Origin of the sequence: Paenibacillus whitsoniae, assembly GCF_003955665.1 — a bacterium.
Taxonomy (GTDB): domain Bacteria; phylum Bacillota; class Bacilli; order Paenibacillales; family NBRC-103111; genus Paenibacillus_E; species Paenibacillus_E whitsoniae.
Map to the genome: position 1 here is coordinate 35,923 of NZ_RXHU01000054.1, position 22,433 is coordinate 58,355.

The 22,433-nt window shown below is 53.4% G+C and carries 21 protein-coding genes; 12 read left to right on the forward strand and 9 right to left on the reverse strand.

Annotated features, from left to right (window positions below; translation table 11 throughout):
* The first annotated feature begins 96 nt into the window (after window positions 1-96).
* Window positions 97-777 (forward strand): DUF421 domain-containing protein, encoded by a 681-nt coding sequence (locus tag EJQ19_RS17710; protein WP_126142568.1) that lies wholly within the window; start codon window positions 97-99, stop codon window positions 775-777.
* Window positions 778-795: 18 nt separating this feature from the next.
* Here EJQ19_RS17710 and spoVB read toward each other — a convergent pair whose 3' ends face one another.
* Entirely contained in the window at window positions 796-2,361 is a 1,566-nt protein-coding gene (gene spoVB / locus EJQ19_RS17715; protein ID WP_126142569.1) for a stage V sporulation protein B, read from the reverse strand.
* 162 nt (window positions 2,362-2,523) lie between these two features.
* Between spoVB and EJQ19_RS17720 the strand changes: the two genes are divergently transcribed.
* The 10 genes from EJQ19_RS17720 (at window position 2,524) to EJQ19_RS17760 (ending at window position 14,244) form a co-directional block, all read left to right on the forward strand.
* On the forward strand, window positions 2,524-2,811 hold the full coding sequence (locus EJQ19_RS17720; protein ID WP_241242963.1) for a post-transcriptional regulator: 288 nt from the start codon (window positions 2,524-2,526) through the stop codon (window positions 2,809-2,811).
* Between the two features lie 113 nt (window positions 2,812-2,924).
* Window positions 2,925-4,157: a protein translocase subunit SecD gene (gene secD, locus EJQ19_RS17725; RefSeq protein WP_126142694.1), complete on the forward strand. Its 1,233-nt coding sequence runs from the start codon at window positions 2,925-2,927 to the stop codon at window positions 4,155-4,157.
* Complete coding sequence (secF, locus tag EJQ19_RS17730) at window positions 4,147-5,073, forward strand: protein translocase subunit SecF (RefSeq protein WP_126142570.1); 927 nt, start codon at window positions 4,147-4,149, stop codon at window positions 5,071-5,073. Before secD ends, secF begins: the two co-directional genes overlap by 11 nt.
* A gap of 65 nt (window positions 5,074-5,138) precedes the next feature.
* The gene (locus EJQ19_RS32595) at window positions 5,139-5,669 is read left to right on the forward strand and encodes a cation diffusion facilitator family transporter (protein WP_241242964.1); all 531 of its coding nucleotides are present in this window, start codon (window positions 5,139-5,141) and stop codon (window positions 5,667-5,669) included.
* An 83-nt stretch (window positions 5,670-5,752) separates the two neighbouring features.
* The gene (gene recJ, locus EJQ19_RS17740; protein ID WP_126142571.1) at window positions 5,753-8,164 is read left to right on the forward strand and encodes a single-stranded-DNA-specific exonuclease RecJ; all 2,412 of its coding nucleotides are present in this window, start codon (window positions 5,753-5,755) and stop codon (window positions 8,162-8,164) included.
* A gap of 30 nt (window positions 8,165-8,194) precedes the next feature.
* On the forward strand, window positions 8,195-8,707 hold the full coding sequence (locus EJQ19_RS17745; protein WP_126142572.1) for an adenine phosphoribosyltransferase: 513 nt from the start codon (window positions 8,195-8,197) through the stop codon (window positions 8,705-8,707).
* A 150-nt stretch (window positions 8,708-8,857) separates the two neighbouring features.
* Window positions 8,858-11,041: a RelA/SpoT family protein gene (locus tag EJQ19_RS17750; RefSeq protein WP_126142573.1), complete on the forward strand. Its 2,184-nt coding sequence runs from the start codon at window positions 8,858-8,860 to the stop codon at window positions 11,039-11,041.
* Window positions 11,042-11,056: 15 nt separating this feature from the next.
* Window positions 11,057-11,497: a D-aminoacyl-tRNA deacylase gene (dtd, locus tag EJQ19_RS17755; protein ID WP_126142574.1), complete on the forward strand. Its 441-nt coding sequence runs from the start codon at window positions 11,057-11,059 to the stop codon at window positions 11,495-11,497.
* 66 nt (window positions 11,498-11,563) lie between these two features.
* Window positions 11,564-11,737, forward strand: coding sequence for a hypothetical protein (locus EJQ19_RS31880; protein ID WP_164716600.1), 174 nt, complete (start codon window positions 11,564-11,566; stop codon window positions 11,735-11,737).
* Between the two features lie 560 nt (window positions 11,738-12,297).
* Window positions 12,298-14,244: an FAD-dependent oxidoreductase gene (locus EJQ19_RS17760; RefSeq protein WP_126142575.1), complete on the forward strand. Its 1,947-nt coding sequence runs from the start codon at window positions 12,298-12,300 to the stop codon at window positions 14,242-14,244.
* 97 nt (window positions 14,245-14,341) lie between these two features.
* On the opposite strand, the gene EJQ19_RS17765 is transcribed toward EJQ19_RS17760, so the two are convergent.
* A complete protein-coding gene (locus tag EJQ19_RS17765) occupies window positions 14,342-14,653 on the reverse strand; it encodes a hypothetical protein (RefSeq protein WP_126142576.1) in 312 nt (103 codons plus the stop codon).
* Between the two features lie 191 nt (window positions 14,654-14,844).
* Window positions 14,845-15,237, reverse strand: coding sequence for a DoxX family protein (locus EJQ19_RS17770; RefSeq protein ID WP_126142577.1), 393 nt, complete (start codon window positions 15,235-15,237; stop codon window positions 14,845-14,847).
* 153 nt (window positions 15,238-15,390) lie between these two features.
* Between EJQ19_RS17770 and EJQ19_RS17775 the strand changes: the two genes are divergently transcribed.
* A complete protein-coding gene (locus EJQ19_RS17775; RefSeq protein WP_126142578.1) occupies window positions 15,391-15,696 on the forward strand; it encodes a winged helix-turn-helix transcriptional regulator in 306 nt (101 codons plus the stop codon).
* Between the two features lie 104 nt (window positions 15,697-15,800).
* On the opposite strand, the gene EJQ19_RS17780 is transcribed toward EJQ19_RS17775, so the two are convergent.
* From EJQ19_RS17780 to EJQ19_RS17805, 6 genes are all read right to left on the reverse strand, one after another.
* Window positions 15,801-17,093, reverse strand: a complete 1,293-nt coding sequence (locus EJQ19_RS17780; RefSeq protein ID WP_126142579.1) for a CehA/McbA family metallohydrolase — start codon at window positions 17,091-17,093, stop codon at window positions 15,801-15,803.
* 7 nt (window positions 17,094-17,100) lie between these two features.
* Window positions 17,101-17,916, reverse strand: coding sequence for an endonuclease/exonuclease/phosphatase family protein (locus EJQ19_RS17785; protein ID WP_126142580.1), 816 nt, complete (start codon window positions 17,914-17,916; stop codon window positions 17,101-17,103).
* A gap of 27 nt (window positions 17,917-17,943) precedes the next feature.
* The gene (locus tag EJQ19_RS17790; protein ID WP_126142581.1) at window positions 17,944-18,828 is read right to left on the reverse strand and encodes a carbohydrate ABC transporter permease; all 885 of its coding nucleotides are present in this window, start codon (window positions 18,826-18,828) and stop codon (window positions 17,944-17,946) included.
* An 18-nt stretch (window positions 18,829-18,846) separates the two neighbouring features.
* A complete protein-coding gene (locus tag EJQ19_RS17795; protein WP_126142582.1) occupies window positions 18,847-19,737 on the reverse strand; it encodes an ABC transporter permease in 891 nt (296 codons plus the stop codon).
* A 74-nt stretch (window positions 19,738-19,811) separates the two neighbouring features.
* Window positions 19,812-21,488 (reverse strand): extracellular solute-binding protein, encoded by a 1,677-nt coding sequence (locus tag EJQ19_RS17800; RefSeq protein ID WP_126142583.1) that lies wholly within the window; start codon window positions 21,486-21,488, stop codon window positions 19,812-19,814.
* 137 nt (window positions 21,489-21,625) lie between these two features.
* The gene (locus EJQ19_RS17805; protein WP_126142584.1) at window positions 21,626-22,432 is read right to left on the reverse strand and encodes a response regulator transcription factor; all 807 of its coding nucleotides are present in this window, start codon (window positions 22,430-22,432) and stop codon (window positions 21,626-21,628) included.
* Between the last annotated feature and the right edge of the window lies 1 nt (window position 22,433).

The following is a 22,433-nucleotide window of genomic DNA, read 5'->3' on the forward strand; positions in this document are numbered from 1 at the left end:
TGAATACGTAAAAACTGCATGATGAGTAACGTGAGCGGTCAGAATACCAGTGAACTCCGAGAACGAGCAAGAGCTTGAGAACCAGGGAGGCTAACAATGGATATTCTGACCATTTTTTTGCGCACGGTGCTCATCTATTTTGTCGTGTTTCTCATGCTGAGAATCATGGGGAAGCGGGAAATCGGCAAGTTGTCGCTGTTTGATCTCGTGATTTCCATCATGGTTGCCGAGATCGCGGTTTTTGTTCTGGAAGACGCGCACAAGCCGCTTCTCAGCGGACTTGTCCCGATGGCGACTTTGGTGCTCATTCAAGTCCTCATCGCCTACATTACATTGAAAAGCCGTACACTTCGCGTACTGTTTGACGGCAAACCTAGTGTGCTTATTCATAAAGGCAATCTCAACCGCGAGGAAATGAGAAAGCACCGCTACAATTTGGACGATCTCATGCTGCAGCTGCGGCAAAATAAAATTATGAACGTGGCGGACGTGGAGTTTGCCATTTTGGAGCCTTCAGGGAAGCTTAGTGTGGTGGAAAAAGAAATGAAAGAAAGAGCGGCGGATGATGACAAAATGAAAGCAGCCATCCGTTACGAAGGGCTGCCGCTGCCTCTCATTATGGATGGCAAGGTGCAGGACGAGAATTTGGAGAAAATCGGCCAAAATCGCTTCTGGCTTAAAAATCAGCTGCAATCCAAGGGAGCCCGTGATTTCAAGGAAGTGTTCTACTGCTCGATCGATCATCGCGGGCGGATGTTTTTGGACCGAAAACGCTGAGCTTTACAATGGTCGGGGTCAACGGATTATTTTTTTTCCCATATGCATAAGCCGCTGAAGATCTTGCAGACGAATAAGCTTGAAAAGCGTAATAATGAACAGATAAGCGATCATGCCGCTGATCATCGAAGAGACAAAACGCAGCCAAGTGATGTCGATCCAGTTGGTATACATGAAGAGATAGCTGACGCCCCCGGAGACAAGCATCGCGACGCCGATTTTGCCGAACGAACTGCCGTCCATTTTGAATTTCAGCAGCCGGACCACGCTGTTCCAGTGCAGCAGCGTAACCAGAACGATGTTGATGTTGATGGCGAATACAGCGCCTTGAATGCCGAGCTCTGGCCTACTGGCCAGGAAGTAAATGAGCAGCAGTTTGACGACCGACCCGATGAGGGTGTTGACGAGCGCGGCGCCGGGCTTGTTGAGCGCTTGCAGCGCGGCCTGCAACGGCGACTGAAAATAAATAAATATCGCGACAGGCGCCATCATTTTAAGCATTGTGCTGACATCCGGCTGATTATACATATAGGTGCAAATGGGTTCGGCGAGGACGAACATCAGCACGGCAAAAGGTGCTCCGGTCACCAACGCCAGTTTAAGGGACTGATGCAGGCGCATGTGGATCGTTTTCATATCTTTGCGCGCCGCGGCTTCACTTAAAGATGGGATCAAAGAAACCGATAAAGACATGGTGAGGGCACTCGGGAGCAAAATAATCGGGATAATCATCCCTTGAAGCGCGCCGTATTGGGCGGTTGCGAGCTTGGTCGTGATGCCGGCGATGGCCAGACTTTGGGCGATCAGGATCGATTCGAGCAGATAGGAGCTTGCACCGATCAATTTGCTGCCGGTAATCGGGATGGAAATGCGCATGATTTTGCGGAAATTCGTAAATCTTCCGGTCGATTTCTTCGTGCCGATGCTGGCAATGGGCGCCTGGGGTGTTTTTTTCTTGTCCCATTTAAAATGAATATAAAGGACGACGAAGCCGGCAATTTCGCCCGCGAGCACGCCGATCATCGCGCCTGCCGCCGCGTACTCGACCCCGTACGGAACCATCATGTAGGCGCACACCAGCACCATGACGATGCGGATTAACGTCTCCGTCGTTTGGCTCGTGGCGGTCGGAATCATATTCTGCCTGCCCTGGAAGTATCCGCGATAGACGGCCGAAACGCCGATAATCGGGATGAGCGGACTCATGCACAGAAACGTATAGTAAACGCGGTCATCGGTTAACAGGTGCGAGGTGATCCAGGAGGCCCCGAACAGACAGACAAGTGTGAAAAAAGCGCTGAGCGTCGCGGTAATGGCGAGAGAGATCCGCAGAATGGAGCGGATGCGGCTCTCATTGTGCTCGGCCTCGGCTTCCGCAATCAGCTTGGCGATCGCCACCGGGATCCCGCCGGTAATGATCGTTAAGATGACGGACAGAAACGGCCATCCCATATGATAGATACCGATGCCTTCTGCACCGATAACACGCGGCAGCGTCATTCTCGGAATAAAGCCGAGGATGCGGTTCACAATTCCGGCGGCAAGCAGAATGAGCGTGCCTCTAATAAACGATTGCTTGGTCACTCCCAACCCTCTTTTCGGTTCAGTCATACCTAAGAATATGCGGGGGCTGGCCAAGCTCATGCTAACATTTTACGGACAAGGGAGGCGCGGAGGAGGAGAATAACGTTACGATCTCGAATAATTCAAAGATTCAGGTAAATCATACCTTAGGAGGACCTCCCCATGAGCGAAGAAGAACGGATCGTCAGCGAGGAAGAGGACGGCGCCGGCATGACGGATCACGAGTTGAACGAGATTATTGAGGGGCTCTGCGCCAGCAAGGCGGAGGAGTTTGTCCTGCTGGGCTATGATCAGGTGACCGGCAAAGATATATGGGATTGTGTCAACGAGAAATATCGGAAGTCAGGGATGCCTTCACTTCATCAAATTGTCAATGACATCTTGTCGCTGAAGACTACACAGTTCATGAACTGGATGACAATTAGCATGTATAGAGGGACCCAATTCTAACGATTGGGGCTTTTTTTTGCAGCCTCACAAGAGAAATCGACTTAAATTGACTCGTTTTTCAGACCTGAGTATAATAGGCATATTGAGTATCGAAGGGAGACAAGCATGAGATGCTGGATTGGAAAAGAATTTCGTTCTTCTTTCTAACGGTTGTCATTGTTCTCGGCGCAATCGGAGCAACGAGCCCTAGACTAGTTGATCGAATCAAGCTTGGTTTGGATTTGAAGGGCGGTTTTGAAATATTGTACACCGCCGAGCCGCTGACGGCCGGTCAGCCGCTCACGAAGGAAACGCTTACGGAAGCAGCGGAAAGCCTTGCCAAACGTGCCGATTCCCTCGGCGTGGCAGAGCCGGAAGTGTATCCGGAAGGTTCGGACCGAATCCGTGTCCGTCTGGCGGGCGTGGAGAACGAAGAAGAAGTGCGGACGATGATGTCCAAACCGGCTGTCCTGACATTCAGAGGACCGGACGGCACCGTGTACATGAACGGAACGGATTTCGTTGAGAATGCGGCGAAGCTCAGCTACGATCCGAACACGAAACAGCCGATCGTTGAGATTAAAATGAAAAGCCGCGAGAAGTTCAAAGAGGTGACGACGAAGCTGGTGGGCAGCTCCCTTTCCATTTATTTGGACGATCAGCTGCAATCGACGGCGTCGGTCAACTATCCGATTGACAGCGATTCCGCGATTATTACGCAAACGAACGTAACAGAAGCGACGAAAGTAGCCAAAATGATCAACCTTGGCGCGATGCCGCTCAAACTGACGGAAAAATACATACAGCGCGTTGACGCAACGCTGGGGAAAGCTTCCCTGCATGAGACTGCGCGAGCAGGCTTGATCGCTTCGATCTTGATCTTCCTGTTCATGGTGCTATACTACCGTGTGCCAGGTTTGGTGGCGGCGTTCACCCTGATTACTTACATTTGGGTGCTGCTGGCGATTTTTGACTTTATGAATGCGACGCTCACGCTTCCGGGGATTGCCGCGCTTGTGCTCGGTGCCGGGATGGCTGTCGATGCGAACATCATTACCTATGAGCGTATTCGCGAAGAGATTCGCGCAGGCAAGAGCATTCTGTCTTCCTTGAAAGCAGGCACGAAGCATTCCTTCCGTACGATCATGGATGCCAACGTGACCAACTTGATTGCAGGCATCGTGCTGTACTATGTCGGCAATGGGGCGATCCGCGGATTTGCCGTTATTACGATGCTGAGCATCATCATTTCCATCATCACCAACGTTGTGTTCTCGAGATGGCTGCTGCACCTGATTATCCGAGGTAATTTGCTCAAAAAGCCAAGTTATTTCGGTGTGAAGGAGGCAGACATCCGTGGACTCTAAGAAGCGTTTTGATTTTGTAAGAAGCCGCAACAAATTTTTCTTGATTTCTGCGGTGATTCTGCTGGTTGGCTTAATTATGATTTTCGTATCCAGCATGAATTTCGGCGTTGACTTCAAGGCTGGCACCAATATTGACCTCGTGGTTGGCAAGCAATTGGAAAAAGCAAAGGTTGATGAGGTGCTGAAAGGCTTGACGTCCGGCGGCGATTTAAAATCCAGATACGCCGATCCGACGATCGGCGGTACGAACAGCGACCGCGTATCCATTCGTTTTGACGATGTGCTGGACGATGCAACGGTCACGAAGATTCAGAAGGCGTTTGAGACGGCTTACAGCACGACGGTGAGCAAAGAGATCAATACGGTCGACCCGCAGTTGGCCAAAGAGTTGTTGCTCAAAGCGGTGTACGCCGTGGCGATTGCCAGCGTGCTGATCTGCGTCTACGTAAGCATCCGCTTCGAATGGCGCTTCGCCATTGCGGCCATTATCGCGATTTTGCACGATGCGTTTATGGTTATCGCGGTATTCGCGATTTTCCGTCTGGAAGTGAATCTACCGTTCCTGGCAGCGGTGCTGACGACGATCGGTTACTCGATTAACGATAAAATCGTTATCTTCGACCGGATCCGTGAGAATCTGCGCTTTGCAAAGCTGAAAACCGATGAAGATCTGGTTGCGCTGGTGAACGACAGTATTTGGCAAACAATGGCGCGGAACATCAATACGGTTCTCGTCGTTCTCATTGCCGCAGGCTGCTTATACGTCTTCGGCAGCGAATCGATCAAGCTGTTTGCGCTTGCGAAGCTGGTCGGTTTGACGAGCGGGGCGTACTCCTCGATCTTTATCGCATGTTCGCTTTGGTATTTGCTCAAACGTAAATCGTTACGCAGTTCTAAAAAGAAAGTTGCAGCGTAATAACCATAGTAAACGGCCGCGTGAATATTGCGCGGCCTTTGTATCCTTTTAGGGGGAATGACCTGGTGAGTGACGAGCGTTTTCACAAGAATCGCCTTAGGGGAGGCATTATTATCGTTCTCGGTCTTGCGGCGGGTTTTCAGGCCGTCAGCATCGTTCTCGAGAAACAGACGGACAGCGCTTGGTTGTCCAAGACTGGCGCCATTGCGGGATTGCTCGTGGCCTTGCTGGCGATCCGTGCGGGGTTCAGGTATATATGGAGATCGCCGCAGGCGGGGCCTCGCAGTGAGCGCCAGCATGACGAGGCTGCTGATATGCTTGAAGCTGTGCAGCGCATGCACGGCGTGATTACGGTCGACGAGCTGAAAGCGCGTGAGCAGGGGCATTATGTGGTCGTGGATATGCGCGTCAGCGTCAACCCGAGACTTTCGGTATGGGAAGGTCATGAGATTTCAAAACGAATCAAACATCAGCTCATGAAACAGTATCACCATGTGACCGATGTTACCATTCATGTGATTCCTTACGATGCGGGCTATCCATACAAGCCAGGCAATGAGACGGATGTCGGCGAACTGCCGACGGTTATACACTAAATTGAGTGTTCAAAAAGTCGGGTTTTCAGCACCGAGAAGACGACTTTTTGAACTACCTTATTAGAACGCAGGAGGATACACAGTTGTTAGCACCCAAGGCAAGATGGAGCATAGGCCACGCAGATGAAGAACTTGTTCGCATCTTCGTTCAGGAGCTGCAGATTGATCCGCTCGTCGCGAGAATCCTGGTGCTTCGAGATATTCGCACCGTGCCTGCTGCTAAACAATTTCTAAATGGAAGCGCGGACGATTACCACGATCCGTTCGGGCTGGACGGCATGCGCGAGGCGGTTGAGCGCATTCGGAAGGCGCTGGATAACGGAGAATTCATCCGCATATACGGGGATTACGATGCGGACGGCGTCAGCAGCACATCGCTCATGGCCCACCTCCTGGATGGATTGGGAGCCAAGTTCGATACGTATATTCCGCATCGTATTCGCGAAGGGTATGGGCTCAACCGCGGAGCGGTCACGCTTGCCAAGGAGCAGGGCGTACAGCTCCTGATCACGGTTGACACCGGCATCTCCGCAGCCGAAGAGATCGCCTACTGCCGCGAGCTTGGGCTTGATGTGATCGTCACAGACCACCACGAGCCCCCGGAGAGGCTTCCCGAGGCGCTCGCGGTCATTAATCCCAAGAAGCCGGGTTGTCCTTACCCGTACAAGTATTTAGCCGGCGTGGGCGTCGCCTTCAAGCTGGCGCATGCGCTGCTCGGCCGTTTTCCGGACGAGCTGCTGGAATTCGCAGCGCTCGGCACGGTTGCGGATCTGATGCCGTTGACCGGCGAGAACAGGCTCATCGTAAAGCACGGGCTCGAGCGGATGCAGGATTCCGCCTACGCCGGTTTCCGCGCGTTAATTGCCGTGTCGGGAATCGAGCGCAAGGAAGTGACCGCAGGGCATATCGGCTTTTCTTTAGCGCCCAAAATCAATGCCAGCGGGCGGCTTGAAGCGGCCGACATTGCGGTCAAGCTGCTGACCACGCGAAATCTGCAGGAAGCTGAGCAAATTGCCGCCGAATTGGATATGCTGAATAAAGAGCGTCAGCAAATTGTGGAAGACATGGTGAGCGAGGCCTTCGTCATGGCGGAGGCGCAGCGTGAGAAAGGGATGGACAAGGTCATCGTCGTCGCCGCCGAAGGGTGGAATGTCGGCGTTGTCGGCATCGTAGCGTCCAAGATTGTGGAACGCTACTACCGCCCGACCCTGGTCTTAAGCATTGACCCGGCAACCGGGAAAGCGAAAGGCTCGGCGCGCTCCATCGCAGGCTTTGATTTGTATCAGGCGCTCACGGCATGCAAGGAACTGTTCGACCATTACGGCGGGCACCAGGCGGCCGCAGGCATGACCCTGAAACGGAGTCATTTGGATGAATTGACACATAGACTGAATGAAATCGCCGCCTCCCTGTTAACGGAACAGGACTATATCCCGCTGATTAAAGCGGATAGTCAGTGTCATTTGGCGGATGTGCCGATCGCTTGCATCGAGCAGCTTGAGCTGCTGGCGCCGTTCGGCATGGGCAATCCGTCCCCGAGATTTCTGTTTTCCGGCGCTTCACTCAGCGACATTCGCACGATGGGCAAGGAGAAGCAGCATCTGAAGCTGGGAATATCCCAAGCGAAGGATGAGGTCGCCTGTACGGTCGAAGCTGTCGCGTTCGGCAAAGGGCATATTGCCGGGTTGATTACGCCGTCGGCGAGCATAGATGTGGTCGGCGAGCTGTCGATTAACGAATGGAATGGTGTGCGTAAGCCGCAGATTGTGCTGCAGGACATTCGCATCGAACATAAGCAGGTGTTTGATTGGCGGGGTGCCGGCCAGCTGCGCACAAGGCTGAATGGACTGTCAGGGGCCCTCGCAGGCAGTCCTTATCAGATTACGCCGGGGCTCGTGTTGTTTCAAACGTCGGATGAGGCGCTTTATCGGGCCCCCGGCGCCTATCTAGGCGAGGAAGTCCCGTACTGGGTTCTCGAGGACGATCAGACGCTGAGACCTGGCAATCCGCTCGCGGAATCGCTGCGTTTCGATGAAGCGCAGGACGTTGTTTTTTATACGATGCCGGGATCGATAGCAGACTTGACGAATGTGATTCAGCAAGCGGCAGGCATGTTGCGCTGCTACGCCGTTTTTGCCGAGCTTGGCGGGGGAAGCGGAAGTACGATGCCGTCGCGTGAGATGTTTAAAATGCTATATGCTTTTCTGCAAAGAGAAGCTTCCTTGCAGGTTGAAGATACGAGAGTGATGACATCCCTAAGCAAACGCTCGGGCATGTCGCCGGAAATGATCCATTTTATTTTATCCGTATTTGAAGAGTTGTCGTTTGTCCAGAAGAAAGATAAGATAGTAACGATCAACCCTGCGCCGGCCAAAAAAGACCTGGCTTCGTCCCGCCTGTATCAGCAGCGCGCCGGGAGGCAGGAAGTAGAATCCATCGTTATGTATTCCTCAGCGAAAGAATTGGAACAATGGATGGCCCGATATATGAACTGATCACATTATGAATGTTGGAGGCAATTGAACATGAATTTTAAAGATTACATCCGCGTTATCCCCGATTTCCCGCAGCCTGGTATTCGCTTCAAGGACATTACAACGCTTTTGCAAAACGGCGATGTGTACAAAGAAGCGATCGAACAGCTGAAAGCGCTGGTAAAGGATAAAGAAATCGACGTTATCGCAGGCCCGGAGGCGCGCGGTTTTGTGATCGGCGCTCCGCTGGCTATCGCGCTTGGCGTCGGCTTCGTGCCGATTCGCAAGAGCGGCAAGCTGCCGGGTGAAACGATTAAAGCTGACTACGCATTGGAATACGGCAAGGATAAGCTGGCGATGCACAGCGATGCGATCAAGCCAGGCCAGAAGGTGCTGATCGCCGACGACCTGCTCGCAACCGGCGGAACGATTAAGACTTCGGTGGATCTTGTGAAGCAGCTCGGCGGCGAAGTCATCGGTGCAGCTTTCTTGATCGAGCTTACGTACCTGGACGGCCGCAACAAATTTGAAGGCATCGACGTGGTATCGTTGGTCCAATACTAATCCTGATTGAGGATCGAATACGCTTGTATTCGATTCTCTTTTTAATAGAGAAATGATGCATTTTGTCGAACGCTTGTCAGCCAATCCTTGACGAGGAGCCTGACTTGCAGGCATAATGAATAAAAATCACTAAAAGGAATGGGTAGATGCATGGGTATAGAGCAGCTGCTGGAGAAGGCCGCCACCTATCTGAAGGAGAATGATTTGCAGAGGATTCGGGAGGCCTATGAATTCGCGGATGAAGCCCATCATGGCCAAGTGCGCAAATCGGGTGAGCCCTATATTCTGCATCCGCTCGCCGTTGCAGAGATATTGGTGAACATGCAGATGGACGTCACCTCGGTGATTGCGGCACTTTTGCATGATGTCGTGGAAGATACGACCGTTTCGCTGGAAACGGTTCTTGATAAATTCGGCAAGACGTGTGCGATGCTCGTCGACGGTTTGACGAAGCTAGAGCGAATTAAGTTCAAATCGAAGGAAGAACAGCAGAACGAGAATTATCGCAAAATGTTCGTCGCGATGGCGCAAGATATTCGCGTCATTCTAATCAAGCTGGCGGACCGTCTGCACAATATGCGCACGCTGAAATATCAGTCGGAGGAGAGCCAACGCCGGATCGCGGAGGAGACGCTGGAAATCTTTTGTCCGATTGCGCACAGGCTCGGGATCTCGACGATTAAATGGGAAATGGAGGACATCGCCCTCCGTTATTTGAATCCGCAGCAGTACTACCGGATCGTCAATCTGATGCAGAAGAAGCGAACCGAGCGCGAGCAGTACATCGAGGACGTGATTCACAGCATCAAAGAGAAGCTGGATGAAATGGGGATTCAAGGCGATATCTCCGGAAGACCGAAGCATTTGTACAGCATCTATAAAAAAATGAGTTCCCGCGGCAAGCAGTTCAACGAAATCTACGATTTGATGGCTTTGCGCGTCATTGTGGACAATATCAAAGACTGCTACGCTTCTTTGGGTATTATTCATACGCTGTGGAAGCCGATGCCGGGCAGGTTCAAGGATTATATCGCCATGCCGAAGCCGAACATGTACCAGTCGCTGCATACGACAGTCATCGGCCCGAAAGGCGAGCCGCTGGAAGTGCAGATCCGTACGTGGGAGATGCACCGCACCTCGGAATTCGGGATCGCCGCACACTGGGCGTACAAAGAAGGCGGCTCGATCGTGCCCTCAGGCACTTTTGAGGATAAAATGAGCTGGTTCCGCGAAATTCTGGAGCTGCAGCAGGAGACGCAGGACGCTTCGGAATTTATGGAATCGATGAAGATGGATTTCTTCTCGGATCTTGTCTTTGTCTTTACCCCGAAAGGCGAAGTCATTGAGCTGCCGGCGGGGTCGGTGCCGCTCGATTTTGCGTACCGGATTCATACGGAAGTCGGGAATCGGACGATCGGTGCGAAGGTCAATTCGCGGATCGTTCCGCTTGACCATAAGCTCAAGACCGGCGATATTATTGAAATTTTGACGTCCAAGCACTCTTACGGGCCGAGCCAGGACTGGATAAAAATTGCGCAATCCTCACATGCGCGCAGCAAAATCAAGCAGTGGTTCAAGAAAGAGAAGCGCGAGGAGAACGTGGAGAAGGGCCGCGACTTGATCGAGCGTGAGTTGAAGCGCTTGGCGATCGAGCCGTCCACATTGATGAGCGACGAGAAGATGCTGGAAGCGGCAAAGAAGTTCAATTTTGCCGATATTGAAGATATGCTTTCGGCCGTTGGGTTTGGCGGCATCACGGCGGCGCAAATTTGCACGAAGCTGACGGAGAAGCTGCGCAAGGAGCAGGAAGAAGCGCAGATCATCAAGCTGAGCAGCGAGGTCAAGGAAGTCAAGGCGCCGGCGAGCGACAAGAAGTCGCGGCCGACAAACGGCGTGCGCGTCAAGGGCGTCGATAATTTGCTCGTGCGTTTTGCCCGCTGCTGCAATCCGGTGCCTGGCGACGAAATTATCGGCTATATTACGCGCGGACGCGGCGTATCCGTCCACCGCTCGGACTGCACAAACATTCCGACGGCGATGGGCGAAGAGGAACGCGTCATTGAGGTCGATTGGGCGGATATGGTCGAATCGAACTTCAACGTCGAGATTGAAATTACCGGACACGACCGCCGCGGCTTCCTGAACGAAGTGCTGCAGGCTGTTTCCGAAAGCAAGACGATGATTTCGGCCGTGTCAGGCCGTTCGGATAAAAATAAAATGGCGACGATTCATATGACCATTTTGATCAAAAATTTGGATCATTTACAGTCCGTTGTGGAGAAAATCAAACGCGTGAAAGATGTATATTCGGTTTCGCGGATCATGCAGACGTAAGGCAAGGAGATTGCGATGAGAGTAGTGGTACAGCGATGCAAGCAGGCAGCCGTGTCGGTCGATGGACAAACGGTTGGGGAGATCGGACGAGGGCTGATGCTGCTGGTCGGCATTACGCATGAAGATACAGAGAAGGACGCAAAGTATGTGGCGGAGAAAATCGCCGGGTTGCGCATTTTTGAAGATGAAACCGGGAAGATGAACTTGTCCGTGCAAGAGATTGAGGGGCGTATTTTATCGGTGTCGCAGTTCACCTTATATGGCGATTGCCGGAAAGGGAAGCGACCGAACTTTATGGCGGCGGCAAGACCGGAGCAGGCGGAGCCGCTCTATGATTATTTTAATCGGGAGCTTCGCGCACAGGGCCTGCAGGTGGAGACGGGCGTGTTCGGGGCGATGATGGACGTGTCGTTGACAAACTGGGGGCCGGTTACGCTCATGATTGAGAGCAAGTAGCGCGGGATGGGGTAGAGAAGGCTTGGGTATACTAGCAAGTAGATACCAGCCGGAAGGAGCCGTCTCGTGCGCCAATCAATCAAAGAGAAAATGATGACTTCAGCGGAGCAGCAATGGCAGCATGCGAGCTTTGCGGAACGGATGAGCCAAGCCGCAGCGTTTGCCGATGTAGAGATCAGCCGTGAGTTTACGTCCGCTCAGGAACAGATGAAGAGCATTCCGAAAAAATCATATCGGTAAAAGCCGAAGCCGCGCGTACTGGTTTATCGACAGTGCTCGCGGTTTTTTGTTGATGTTGGTAGTGCCGTGCTCGTCGGGACTTTCTGCCACCACTCCTCCAATGAACTGGAATTTATCCAGTACATTTTCGCATTTTCGCCCAAATCGAGGGGCTGAACTGGAATTCTTCCAGTACATTTGTACGTTTAGCAGCCGCTCCCTGAAAAATATTGAAATGAACTGGAGTTTTTCCAGTTCAGCAGGTGCCGAGGCCGTTTCCAGGCAAAATGAGCTGGAGGTTTTCCAGTTCATGGACGCACAAAGCCCTTACTTGGTGGATGTCGTCTGACTCCCCTGTTGTAGATAAAGATTGAGGTTCGCAACAATGGCAGAACAAGCTCCGAACATGGATTCATGCTAAAGTCGGAAAGGGCTATGTACGAGGTGAAAGTTTCGCATGTACGCCAAGCTTCCTTCATCCCGCATTGCGACAAATTTCTCAACCGACAGCAAATTGTGGTAAACTAACAATTGGCATAATAGTTCCAAATGCGAGAGATAAGGTGGGTGCTTTTATCGTAATGGCTAACAGGAATGGAAACCGATCGACTTCCCGGGCGTGGGTCTGGTGGATGACGATATTGATTGTTTTGACGGTGCTGGCTGCGGCCGCATCGCTGGTGTATCAATATAACCTGCATGTGGACAGCTCGAATAAGCATGCGAAACAGGCGTTGGAAGAAGTGAAGTCTGTAAAGAAAGCAAAAGACAGCTATGACGTCATCGTCGTCGGTACGGACCCTGAGGGCGTGGCTGCGGCCGTTTCTGCGGCGAGGAATGGTCTGAGTACGCTGCTCGTTGATGGGCGTAATCGCGAGATTTTGGGCGGTCTGATGACGCTTGGCTGGATCAATTCCATTGATATGAACTATTCGACAGGGAAGACGCTGCTCGGCAAGGACGATGTGTGGAACAAAGGCTTTTTCTCCGAGTGGTACGCCAAAATTGAAGGCGATTCCTTCGACGTGAATACAGCGGCCAATGTGTTCTATGATTTGGTCAAAAATGAAAAGAACATCGACGTACTTATGGGCACGTCCAAAATCGCGCCGTTGATGGCGGAGGGGAAATCGCTTGTGCAAGGCGCGACCATTACCCTCGCGAACGGCACGACGCAAACCGTGAAAGCGCAGTCGGTCATCGACGCGACGCAGGACGGTGATTTTGCCGCCGCGGCCGGTGTCGGCTTTACGATCGGTCATGAGGATATCGGCGATCCCAATTCGAAAATGGCGGTTACATTGGCGTTCCGTCTTCGCGGCGTAACACCGGAAGTCTGGGACCTGATGGCGAAGCGCCTCAATGGCGACGATGACGTCAACTCCGGCGTTAACGAAGTGAGCGTATACGGCTACAAGGAAATGAGCAATTATCCGGCGATTAATAAAACAAGAGCCAAAATGCGCGGACTGAACATGGGCCGCCAGAACGACAACACGGTGCTGATCAACTCGCTGCAAATTTTCGGCGTCGACACGTTCAATCCGCAATCCGTCAAAGAGGCTTTCGATATCGGCAAGCAGGAGCTGCCGAACGTCGTCGACTACATGAAGAAGACGTTCCCTGAATTTGCAACGCTGGAGCTGGACGGCACGGCGCCTGAGCTGTACGTGAGAGAAACCCGTCACATGCAAGGGGAATACCGCCTCAGCATTGTCGACGTCTGCACGAATGCGGATCAATGGGACCGCATCGGCTTCGGGTCCTACCCGGTAGACATTCAGCGCATCTCGCCGACAGATTCCGGCACCGTCGTATGCAAACCGAAGCAGTACGCGATTCCGTTCCGCAGCCTCGTGCCGCTGAAGGTGGACGGACTGCTCGTCGTCGGTCGCGCGGCGAGCTACGATACGCTGCCGCATGGCAGCGCGCGCGTCATTCCGACCGGCATGGCGGAAGGCGAAGCCGCGGGTGCAGCGGCGGCGCAGGCGAAGCAGGAGAACAAGTCGTTCCGAGAATTATCCGCATCCAAGGAGAGCATTGCCAAGCTGCAAGCGCAGCTGAACAAGCAAGGTATGGTTGTGCAGCCGATCGCAATCAAGCCGCAGCCGTTCATGGAGCATAAGCAATTCGACGCACTTAAGACAGCGCTGACCTTGGGTCTTGCGGCAGGCGCTTACGACAATAACTTCCATCTGGACGATGCCGCCAATCCGAAAAGAATGGTGAACCTCATGCTCGGCGCGCGTAAAATGAAACCGGACGCCTGGAAGGGGGACGCCAGTGCAGCGATCGCGAAGCTGGACTATGCGGATAAAATCCCGCTGACGCTCGAACAAGCGACCTATACCATGACGCAAGCCCTGGGTATAGCGGGCACGCCGGCGGAAGCCCAAGCCAAGCTGGTTGCGAACAAACTGCTGAACGAAGCTTCCTTGTCGCTGATTGCCGACAAACAAAAGCTGACGAACGGCGACACTTATGTGTTGATCAAAGATCTGAAGGTCGGCCTGACGGGCAAACCGTAAAACAAAAAGAGCCTTATTGCCGCAGCGGATGTGGCAGTAAGGCTCTTATGCTTCTAGAAAGTGTTTTGGATGATGGTAATGATGGCGGTTACAAAACCTAGTCCTCTTCAGAGGCTTCTTCGGATTCATCCTCAGCTTCCGCTTCTTCGTCTTCTTCCGCCTCATCATCCTCGCCAGACTCCGCTTCGGCTTCTACTTCCGCGTCGCCAGCCTCTTCTTCTTCGGCTTCCGCTTCTTCGTCTTCCTCAGCCTCATCGGATTCTTCCGATTCGCTGGAGGAGTCTTCGCTTTCCTCGTCGGCTGCTTCTTCAGCTATTTCTTCTTCAACTTCGGCTTCCGATTCGGATTCCTCAGAGAAAAGCACCACGAGATCTTGACGATCTTCTTGAAACTCGTTTTGTAGTGTCATATTTACAGCCTCCAGATGGATTATTCAAGGCCTCTTGCCTTGTTGGTACATGTATATGACAAATTAGCATGAATATACGTAGGGAAAAAATGAAATTGCTGTGAAAATGCGAAGGAGCCTGTGATATAGACGACTCAGGCTTTTTTTCAATAAAAAACCGCCGGGCCGCAAGGCCTGGCGGGTACATTGTATTATAGCAGGGCGTCGATGGCATAATCTCCTCCGCCGATCAAGGCGACGCCAAGGGCTACTGCAATGAGGATCAGCGGATATTCAATACCGCCGGAAGTGACCCAGAAGCCGCTTTTCAAGTGCACGGTGAATATTGCGCCAAGCATAACGAGAATGATAAGTGCTGCGCCGACAGTGGTCCAAAGTCCCGCGGCGAAGAGCAGGCCGCCGCCAAGCTCGGCGAGTCCGACAAGAACCGCCATTAGAACGCCTGGTTTAATGCCGATAGATTCAAAGAATCCGCCTGTACCTTTGGGGCCGTAGCCGCCAAACCAACCAAACACCTTTTGTGTGCCGTGCGCCGCCATCGATAAACCGATGATCAAACGAATAATTAATAGTCCAGTTGCCATTACTAACAACTCCTCTTTAAATAAATTTTGTTTAACAACTTACTTTATGTTAGTATATTATTACGAAGCACTTACTTTTGTCAAGTGACTATGTTAAAATTGTTTTATAGGAACCGTTGCACCGTTTTGTAAAACTCGAAGGAGATGATTTGTATGGAAGACTATCAACTGTGCCCGAAATTCGAGAACGCATTTGAGCTTCTGGGAAAACGTTGGACAGGGTTAATCATCCATGTGCTTTTAACTGGACCCAAGCGGTTTAAAGATATATCCGTGTTGATTCCCAGCATGAGCGACCGTATGCTTTCCGAACGATTCAAGGAATTGGAAGCCGCGGATATTATCGTGCGTCATGTGTATCCCGAAACACCGGTTCGAATCGAGTACGAACTGACGGAGAAGGGCAAAGGCCTTAAGCCGGTGATGGACGAATTGCAGAAATGGGCCGACCATCATTAAATATATAGTAGCCTGTGGCTTGTTTAGCACAAAAATGCAAACAAAAAAGCACATAGACCTCCAACTTCGTTGAGGCTTTATGTGCTTTTTCGCTTTTAGGCATTTCATGGCCGGTCAAAATAGATCGGATTCGTCACGGCCGCCAGCAGGGTGTTCTGCACCTGCTCGAATCGGCGCCACACTTCGACCCTGACAAAATGCCGCCCATCTCGCTCCACGCTAATATCCAGCGTATCTTCGCTGGCAATCCAGCTCCGCTCTTGACCGTTCTCGCTAATGACCCGCAGCTCGTCGCCGGGGAGTAAATGCTCCGCATGCACCGTCACAAGCTCGGGAGCGGCTGCTCCAACAGGCACCGTATCGCCCATTATGGCATCGCCGCAGCGCAGCTCGACGAACGGCCCGTCGGGGGCGAAAGTCGTAAACGTATGGCCGCGGCCGATACCGTCCAGCACACCCGCGGCCGTTCGCGTGTCAGAGAGCACCCACGTGCACGGGTAAGCGTGTTTCACAAACGGGTGAGGCCGATGCGTGTCACTGCCGCCAACGGCGACGAGCCTTCGACCCGCGGCTAATTGCTCTTGCCACCAGCTCAATGCCCTGGCGTTGCGCTCCGTCCAGGGTCCGTTCCATATTTCCACCCAATCATAGTCGGCAGCGAAATCCCAGAGCCATGGGCAATACTCGCAGTGGGGGTGGTTCAACACGATCTTTGAGCCGCGTGTTCTCGCCTCCGCAATGCGGTGGTCGACATCGGCTTGAGAGACGACACGGAAATCGTCCAGCGGGTCGTCTACGCCGAGAAAATTGCTGTGTCCGAAGTTGGTTGTGAATTCCATGCCGGGAATCATAATGACGCCGCTATTCCGTGGATAGGCGCTGTTTTGGCTAATCGCATTGTGATCGGTCATCGCAATAAAATCGCAGCCGAGCGCCTTGATCGCGGCGGCATTCTCCTCCAGCGTGAAAGTGCCGTCGCTGTGGACACTGTGCGTGTGCAGGTCGCCGCGCAGCCAACCCGGCGTGCACAGCTCTATGCGCACGACTGCATGTACCGTGCAGCCCCCCTCCGGCACGCGGTAGGCGCCAAGTACAACGGCCCAGCCGCCGGGCGTCAGTTCACCGGCGATGTAGCCGGGAGTCGCCTGCTCCGGCTCGATGCGAAATTCGCTGCGCGCGCCTCCGCTCCAGCCGCGCAGGCGCCGCTCGTCGCGCACGCCAAGGTCAATGATCGCATTCGCATTGGCGTCATGCGATTCAACCCTATACGAAACAAGCAGCGCGCCGGCACGTTCAGGCATTTCGAAAGGCAGCTCTACGTAGCGGCCTTCCTCGTCTTTGTCGATGCTGCGCGCAAACTCTAGCTTCACTTCGGCTTGATTTGTTTGGTTTGGCATTCGCTTGTCACTCCCTTTCACGAGGCTCGATACGCATCCGCGCCAGCACCGGATAATGGTCCGACGGGTAGCGACCGTCTACGTTGTCGTGAATCACTTGCGCTTCCAGTACGCGCACGCCTGCCGAGGCGAAAATATAATCGATCGGCTGTCCGTCCGAACCGCCCTGGAAGCTGTGTGCGGTTAGGCCGACGGCACCGTCATGCAGCCGAAAAGCGTCGAACAGCTCGCTGCACAGCTGCACGATCGCCGGGTTGCTCGGCCAAGCGTTGAAATCGCCGGTGAGCACGGCCGGAAGCGGTGAATCCACTGCACTCGCATCCGCACCCGCAGCCAGTCCGACATAGCGCTCCATCTGGCTGCGAATCAAAGCAGCTCCCTTCACGCGGGCTTCCTGTCCGATATGGTCCAGATGCGTGTTGTACAGCATCCATTCGAGACCAGGCTCCGCAATCGATTGCAGCCGGGCCCACGTGCAGATGCGCGGCAGGCTACTGTTCCAGCTGACGCTGTTCGGCCGCTCCGGCGTCTCCGACAGCCAGAACTGACCCCATTCCTGCACAGACAGCAAGCTTGTATCGTAAAAAATCGCATTATGTTCGTCCTCATGGCCGCCGCCGCGCCCTTCGCCGACCCAAGCGTAGCCGGGAAGCCGCACCTGCAAATCGTCCAGCATGGACCGAAGTCCTTCCTGCGTCCCGATCGCGGAGGGGCGATAGCGGCGAATGAGATCGGCCGCCTGATCGACCCGGTGCGGCCAGGCGTTGTTTCCGTCTTTCTTTTCGTTGTAGCGCAAATTAAACGTCATGACGGTGAATTCCACAGACGTGCCACTCCCATCGCACAGTTTCTATTCTTTGACGGACCCGAGCATAATGCCGTGAATGAAGTATTTTTGCAGAAACGGATAAATAATGAGAATCGGTGTCATCGACACGACGATTTTGGCGGCATTGAGCGTCTTGTCGGATACTTTCTCGAGCAGCGCCGCCTGCGTCGAATCAAGGTCGATCGTATTCAACTGAACGACGAGCTGTTGAATGTACGTTTGCAGGGGATAGTACTCTACACTCCGCATGAAAATCATACCGTCGAAAAACGAGTTCCAATGGCCGACGATGCTGAACAACGTGACAGTGGCAAGCGATGGAAGGGACAGGGGCAAAAATACTTTCAGCAGCATGAACCACGGCCCGGCCCCGTCCATATAACCCGCCTCGCTAAGCTCCTTCGGCATGTTGCGGAAAAAGTTCATAAGCAGCACGACGTTGAACACCGGCACTGCGCCCGGCAGCACTAAGGCCCACAGCGTGTTGAACATGCCGAGCGTCTTGACGGTCAAATAAAGCGGAATGATGCCGCCGCTGAACAGCATCGTGAACAGCAAAAACCACGTGTACACGCCGCGATACGGAAACTCTTTTTCGCTTTTCGATAGCGGATACGCCATCAAGACAGTCAACACGAAGTTGATCGACCCGCCGAGCAGCACACGCTTGACCGAGACGAAGAACGAGTTAATGAAATGGGGCTCGACGATAATTTTCTGATAAGAAGCGAAATTAAAGCCGACTGGCCACAATTTCACCAGGCCTCCGGCCGCTTTGGCGTTGTCGCTGAACGAAACGGCAATCGTATGCAGCACCGGAGCGAGGGAGAGGAACGAAATCGCGAGCATGGACAGCAGAATGGCCGCATCCGCCAGCCTTGCCGAGAATGTTTTGTTGCGAACCATAGGGCTCACCAGCTTTCACTAGAAGATGCGGTAATTGGCATACCGATAGGCGATGCGGTAGGAGATCACGATCAGGAGGAAGCCGATGACCGATTTCATTAGCCCGACGGCGGTAGCAAAGCCGTACTGGGCTTGCACGAGACCTACCCGATAGACGTACGTGTCGATAATGTCGCCGGAATCGTAGACAAGCGGGTTGTACAGGTTGAAAATCTGATCGAAGCCAGCGTTCAAAATGTTGCCGATACTGAGCGTAGCGAGCAGGATGACAGTAGGAAGCAGGCTCGGCAGCGTAATGTACAGCAATTGCTGGAACCGATTAGCGCCGTCCATCTCCGCGGCTTCGAACAAATTCGGGTTAATGCCGGCCAAGGCGGCCAAATAAATAATCGCGGCAAAGCCGAATTCCTTCCAGATGTCGCTGCCGATAATGATCGCCGGAAACCAGCTGTTGCTGGCAAGGAACATAATCGGCTCGAAGCCGAACGATGCCAGCGCATGGTTCACAACCCCCTGCAGCGACAGCAGGTCGATCACGACGCCCGCCAGGATGACCCAGGATAAAAAGTGGGGCAAATAGACGATCGTCTGCACCCACCGTTTCACGGCCATAATCCTTACTTCGTTCAGCAGGATGGCGAAGAAGAGCGGGATAATGAGATGGGCGATGATTTTGCACAGCGAAATAAACACCGTGTTATAGAAAATAACGCTGCTATCGTGCAGCTGCAGCAAATAAGTAAAATTGTCAAAGCCGATCCAGGGCGATTTCCAGATGCCGAGTCCCAGCTTGAAGTCCTGAAAGGCAATGGCGATGCCGAACATAGGGATGATATGGAAGATGAGCAGCAGGATGACGCCCGGCCACAGCATAAGATGATAGTGCTTGTAATACGATTTGAAGTTCATCGCCGCGTCGCACCTCCGTTTCGATTAACGAAGAGGCACCGCCCGCTTTGAGAAAGGAGGTGCCTCGCCGCCGATTATTTTTTGCTGATTTCGTCTCTGACTTCTTTCGTGATGTCATCACCGCCCTGCGACTTCCAGTCGGTGACGAATTTATCGAACGAATCTAGCGGTTGCTGACCCATGACGATTTTGAAGAACGTTTCGCTTTCCAGCTTTTGCAGATTGGCCCATTTGCGATCCATGGTCTTGGTCGTCGCCGTGAACTCGCTGTAGATGTTGCTGCGCGGCTGCTTGAGCACTTCGGCCGGCTCGGTGTAGCCGTAATACGATTTCCAGACTTTCAGGTCACCGCGCGGGTTGGCTTGATCCTGCTTCGCGTAATCATACAGCACTTTCACTTCCGGCGTCAGCGACTCGGGCTTCGTTTCTCCGGTCAACGCCTTTTTCAGCATGTCGGCTTTGCGCTCGACGGCATCGGCGTAATCGAACGTTGCGTTGCCGATCGGCCAATACGTCGCATCGATCGTGAAGTCCAGCTTCAACGCGTCGGGATCGGTTTTGCGCTGTGCGGCGATGAACGTGTTGGCATAGACCACGGCAGCTTCCGGTGTTTTTACGCCTTTTTTCATGACGAGGAACGTATTGCTGACAGGCACCATCAGGTTGTTCACTTTCCCCTTCGCGTCAGGGAGGAGGAGCGGGATGAAGTTGGCCTTCGGATTGTTGGTGTACGTATCCATCAGCATGCCGCCCGCCCACCAAGGGCCGAGGAAGATACCGGCCTGACCGCTGACGACTGGCGCGTTCAGATCCTTGCGAAGCGCGAATTCCTTATCGATCAGCCCCGCTGCGTACATGTCGCGAAGCTTGGCGAGCGCTTCTTTCGTCTCCGGCTGAATCGAGCCATAAACGACACTGCCGGATTTGTCCTTGATCCAGTTGCTCGGGAAAGCGTTATAGGCTTCAAAGATCGGCTTAAAGTTGTGGAAGCTGGCCTTGCCCGGCATTGACAACGCCGTATCCGAGCCGGTCATGCCGATCGTATCCGCTTTGCCGTTGCCGTCGGGATCTTTCTCGACAAACGCTTTGGCCACGTTCACGAGATCGTCCATCGTTTTCGGCGGCTGCAGGCCGAGCTTGTCGAGCCAATCCTTGCGCACCCACACCATGCTGACGGAGTCGGCTTGCACGCTGATGTTCGGGATCGCCAGCAGCTTGCCGCCATACTTCGCCTTGTCGAGCGCCTTGTTCTGCGTGGAGGCGTACAGTTCTTTCGTGAGGGGAGCGGCGTAGGCGTCGTACACTTTCGTCAAGTCTTCGAGTTGTCCGGCTTCCGCCAGCGACAGGAACGTCTGCTCATCGACCAGCATCATGTCCGGCAAATCGTTGCTGGCCACCGCGAGCTTCAGCTTCTGTGTATAATCCTGTCCGCTCGCATACCATAACAACTTGAAGCTGATGTTCGTTTTGTCCTTGATGTACCGGGTGTACTGGTTATCCTCAACCGTGTCTCCGCTTGGCAGCTTAGCCCCCGGCGTCACGCCTTTGAACGTCGTAATTTCGACCGGGTTCGGCAGCTTATACGGATCTGTCTTTGCGGCTGCAGGTGAAGCCGGCGATGCTGAAGCATTCTGCCCCGTGGACGTACTCTGGGCGGTTTCCTGCGCCCCTTGCTGTGCAGGCTTATCCGAACAAGCCGCTGCGAGCGCCGACACCACCGTCAACGCGATAAGCGCTTTCATTGTTTTCATGCTATCCCCTCCTTATATCGTCGCTACATCCCCATCATAAAGAACAACGCAGCCTCTGGCGTCAGCTTGCGTCCTCGAATCGGGAGCAAACCGTCTCGGGTTTTTCTCGTTTATAAGCGTTTGTAGACGAAAGTGCACTAATTGGAGGATGGTTTGTGACTTTTCTCCATTTTGCGGAACTCACTTGGCAGCACGCCGGTCAGCTCGCGAAACACTTTGCCGAAATATTTCTCGTTCGGATACCCGGATTGCGCAGCCACCCAGCCGATGTTGCGCGACGTCGTCTTCAGCAGCGATTTGGCGCGCTCGACGCGCAGCTCCCGCACATAGTCGTTAAAGGTCTTGCCAACGAGATCGTGAAAGCAGCGGCTGAAGTAGCTCCGGCTCATATTGACGCGGAGCGCCACTTCCGGCAGGTGCAGCTCATCCTGCAGCCCGTCTCGAATGAGTTCGACGGCTCTCTTGATGCTGGCACGCACTTCTGCCGAATATCGCTGTCCGTCGTCTTCCATGGCTTCCTCTGCGGCAAGCTCCGGCTTCGGTGTCATCGCTGCGGATGCTGTCTGTTCCTGCATGCGCTGCACGATGCGCTGCAGCACCTCGTCCATTTGCTCATCCTCGAGCTCGACTTTCGTGATGTAATCGAGCGCCCCGAGCCGCAGCGCCTCTTGAATAAGCTCGAAATCCTGATGGAACGTAAGCACGACCATATGGATGTCCCGCTTCGTCTGCTTCACCTGCTTCATCAGCTCGATGCCCGACATCACCGGCATCGCCAGGTCGGTAATGAGCAAGTCAACGTCTTGCTCCGCGAGAAATTCGAGCGCTTTTCTACCGTTGCCGGCTTCCCCGACGACTTCGAGCCCATACTTGCCCCAGGGCATCATCGAAATAAACCCTCTGCGGACCAGATGGTCGTCATCCACGACCAATACCTTTATCATG

What these genes read in the sequence shown, in the direction of transcription:
- EJQ19_RS17805 (WP_126142584.1), bottom strand. Translation starts at nt 22,432, where the DNA reads ATGATAAAGGTATTGGTCGTGGATGACGACCATCTGGTCCGCAGAGGG.
- EJQ19_RS17750 (WP_126142573.1), top strand. Translation starts at nt 8,858, where the DNA reads ATGGGTATAGAGCAGCTGCTGGAGAAGGCCGCCACCTATCTGAAGGAG.
- EJQ19_RS17780 (WP_126142579.1), bottom strand. Translation starts at nt 17,093, where the DNA reads ATGCCAAACCAAACAAATCAAGCCGAAGTGAAGCTAGAGTTTGCGCGC.
- EJQ19_RS17795 (WP_126142582.1), bottom strand. Translation starts at nt 19,737, where the DNA reads ATGAACTTCAAATCGTATTACAAGCACTATCATCTTATGCTGTGGCCG.
- EJQ19_RS17790 (WP_126142581.1), bottom strand. Translation starts at nt 18,828, where the DNA reads ATGGTTCGCAACAAAACATTCTCGGCAAGGCTGGCGGATGCGGCCATT.
- dtd (WP_126142574.1), top strand. Translation starts at nt 11,057, where the DNA reads ATGAGAGTAGTGGTACAGCGATGCAAGCAGGCAGCCGTGTCGGTCGAT.
- EJQ19_RS17770 (WP_126142577.1), bottom strand. Translation starts at nt 15,237, where the DNA reads ATGGCAACTGGACTATTAATTATTCGTTTGATCATCGGTTTATCGATG.
- EJQ19_RS17760 (WP_126142575.1), top strand. Translation starts at nt 12,298, where the DNA reads ATGGCTAACAGGAATGGAAACCGATCGACTTCCCGGGCGTGGGTCTGG.
- EJQ19_RS17775 (WP_126142578.1), top strand. Translation starts at nt 15,391, where the DNA reads ATGGAAGACTATCAACTGTGCCCGAAATTCGAGAACGCATTTGAGCTT.
- EJQ19_RS17710 (WP_126142568.1), top strand. Translation starts at nt 97, where the DNA reads ATGGATATTCTGACCATTTTTTTGCGCACGGTGCTCATCTATTTTGTC.
- EJQ19_RS17745 (WP_126142572.1), top strand. Translation starts at nt 8,195, where the DNA reads ATGAATTTTAAAGATTACATCCGCGTTATCCCCGATTTCCCGCAGCCT.
- EJQ19_RS17800 (WP_126142583.1), bottom strand. Translation starts at nt 21,488, where the DNA reads ATGAAAACAATGAAAGCGCTTATCGCGTTGACGGTGGTGTCGGCGCTC.
- EJQ19_RS17765 (WP_126142576.1), bottom strand. Translation starts at nt 14,653, where the DNA reads ATGACACTACAAAACGAGTTTCAAGAAGATCGTCAAGATCTCGTGGTG.
- EJQ19_RS17720 (WP_241242963.1), top strand. Translation starts at nt 2,524, where the DNA reads ATGAGCGAAGAAGAACGGATCGTCAGCGAGGAAGAGGACGGCGCCGGC.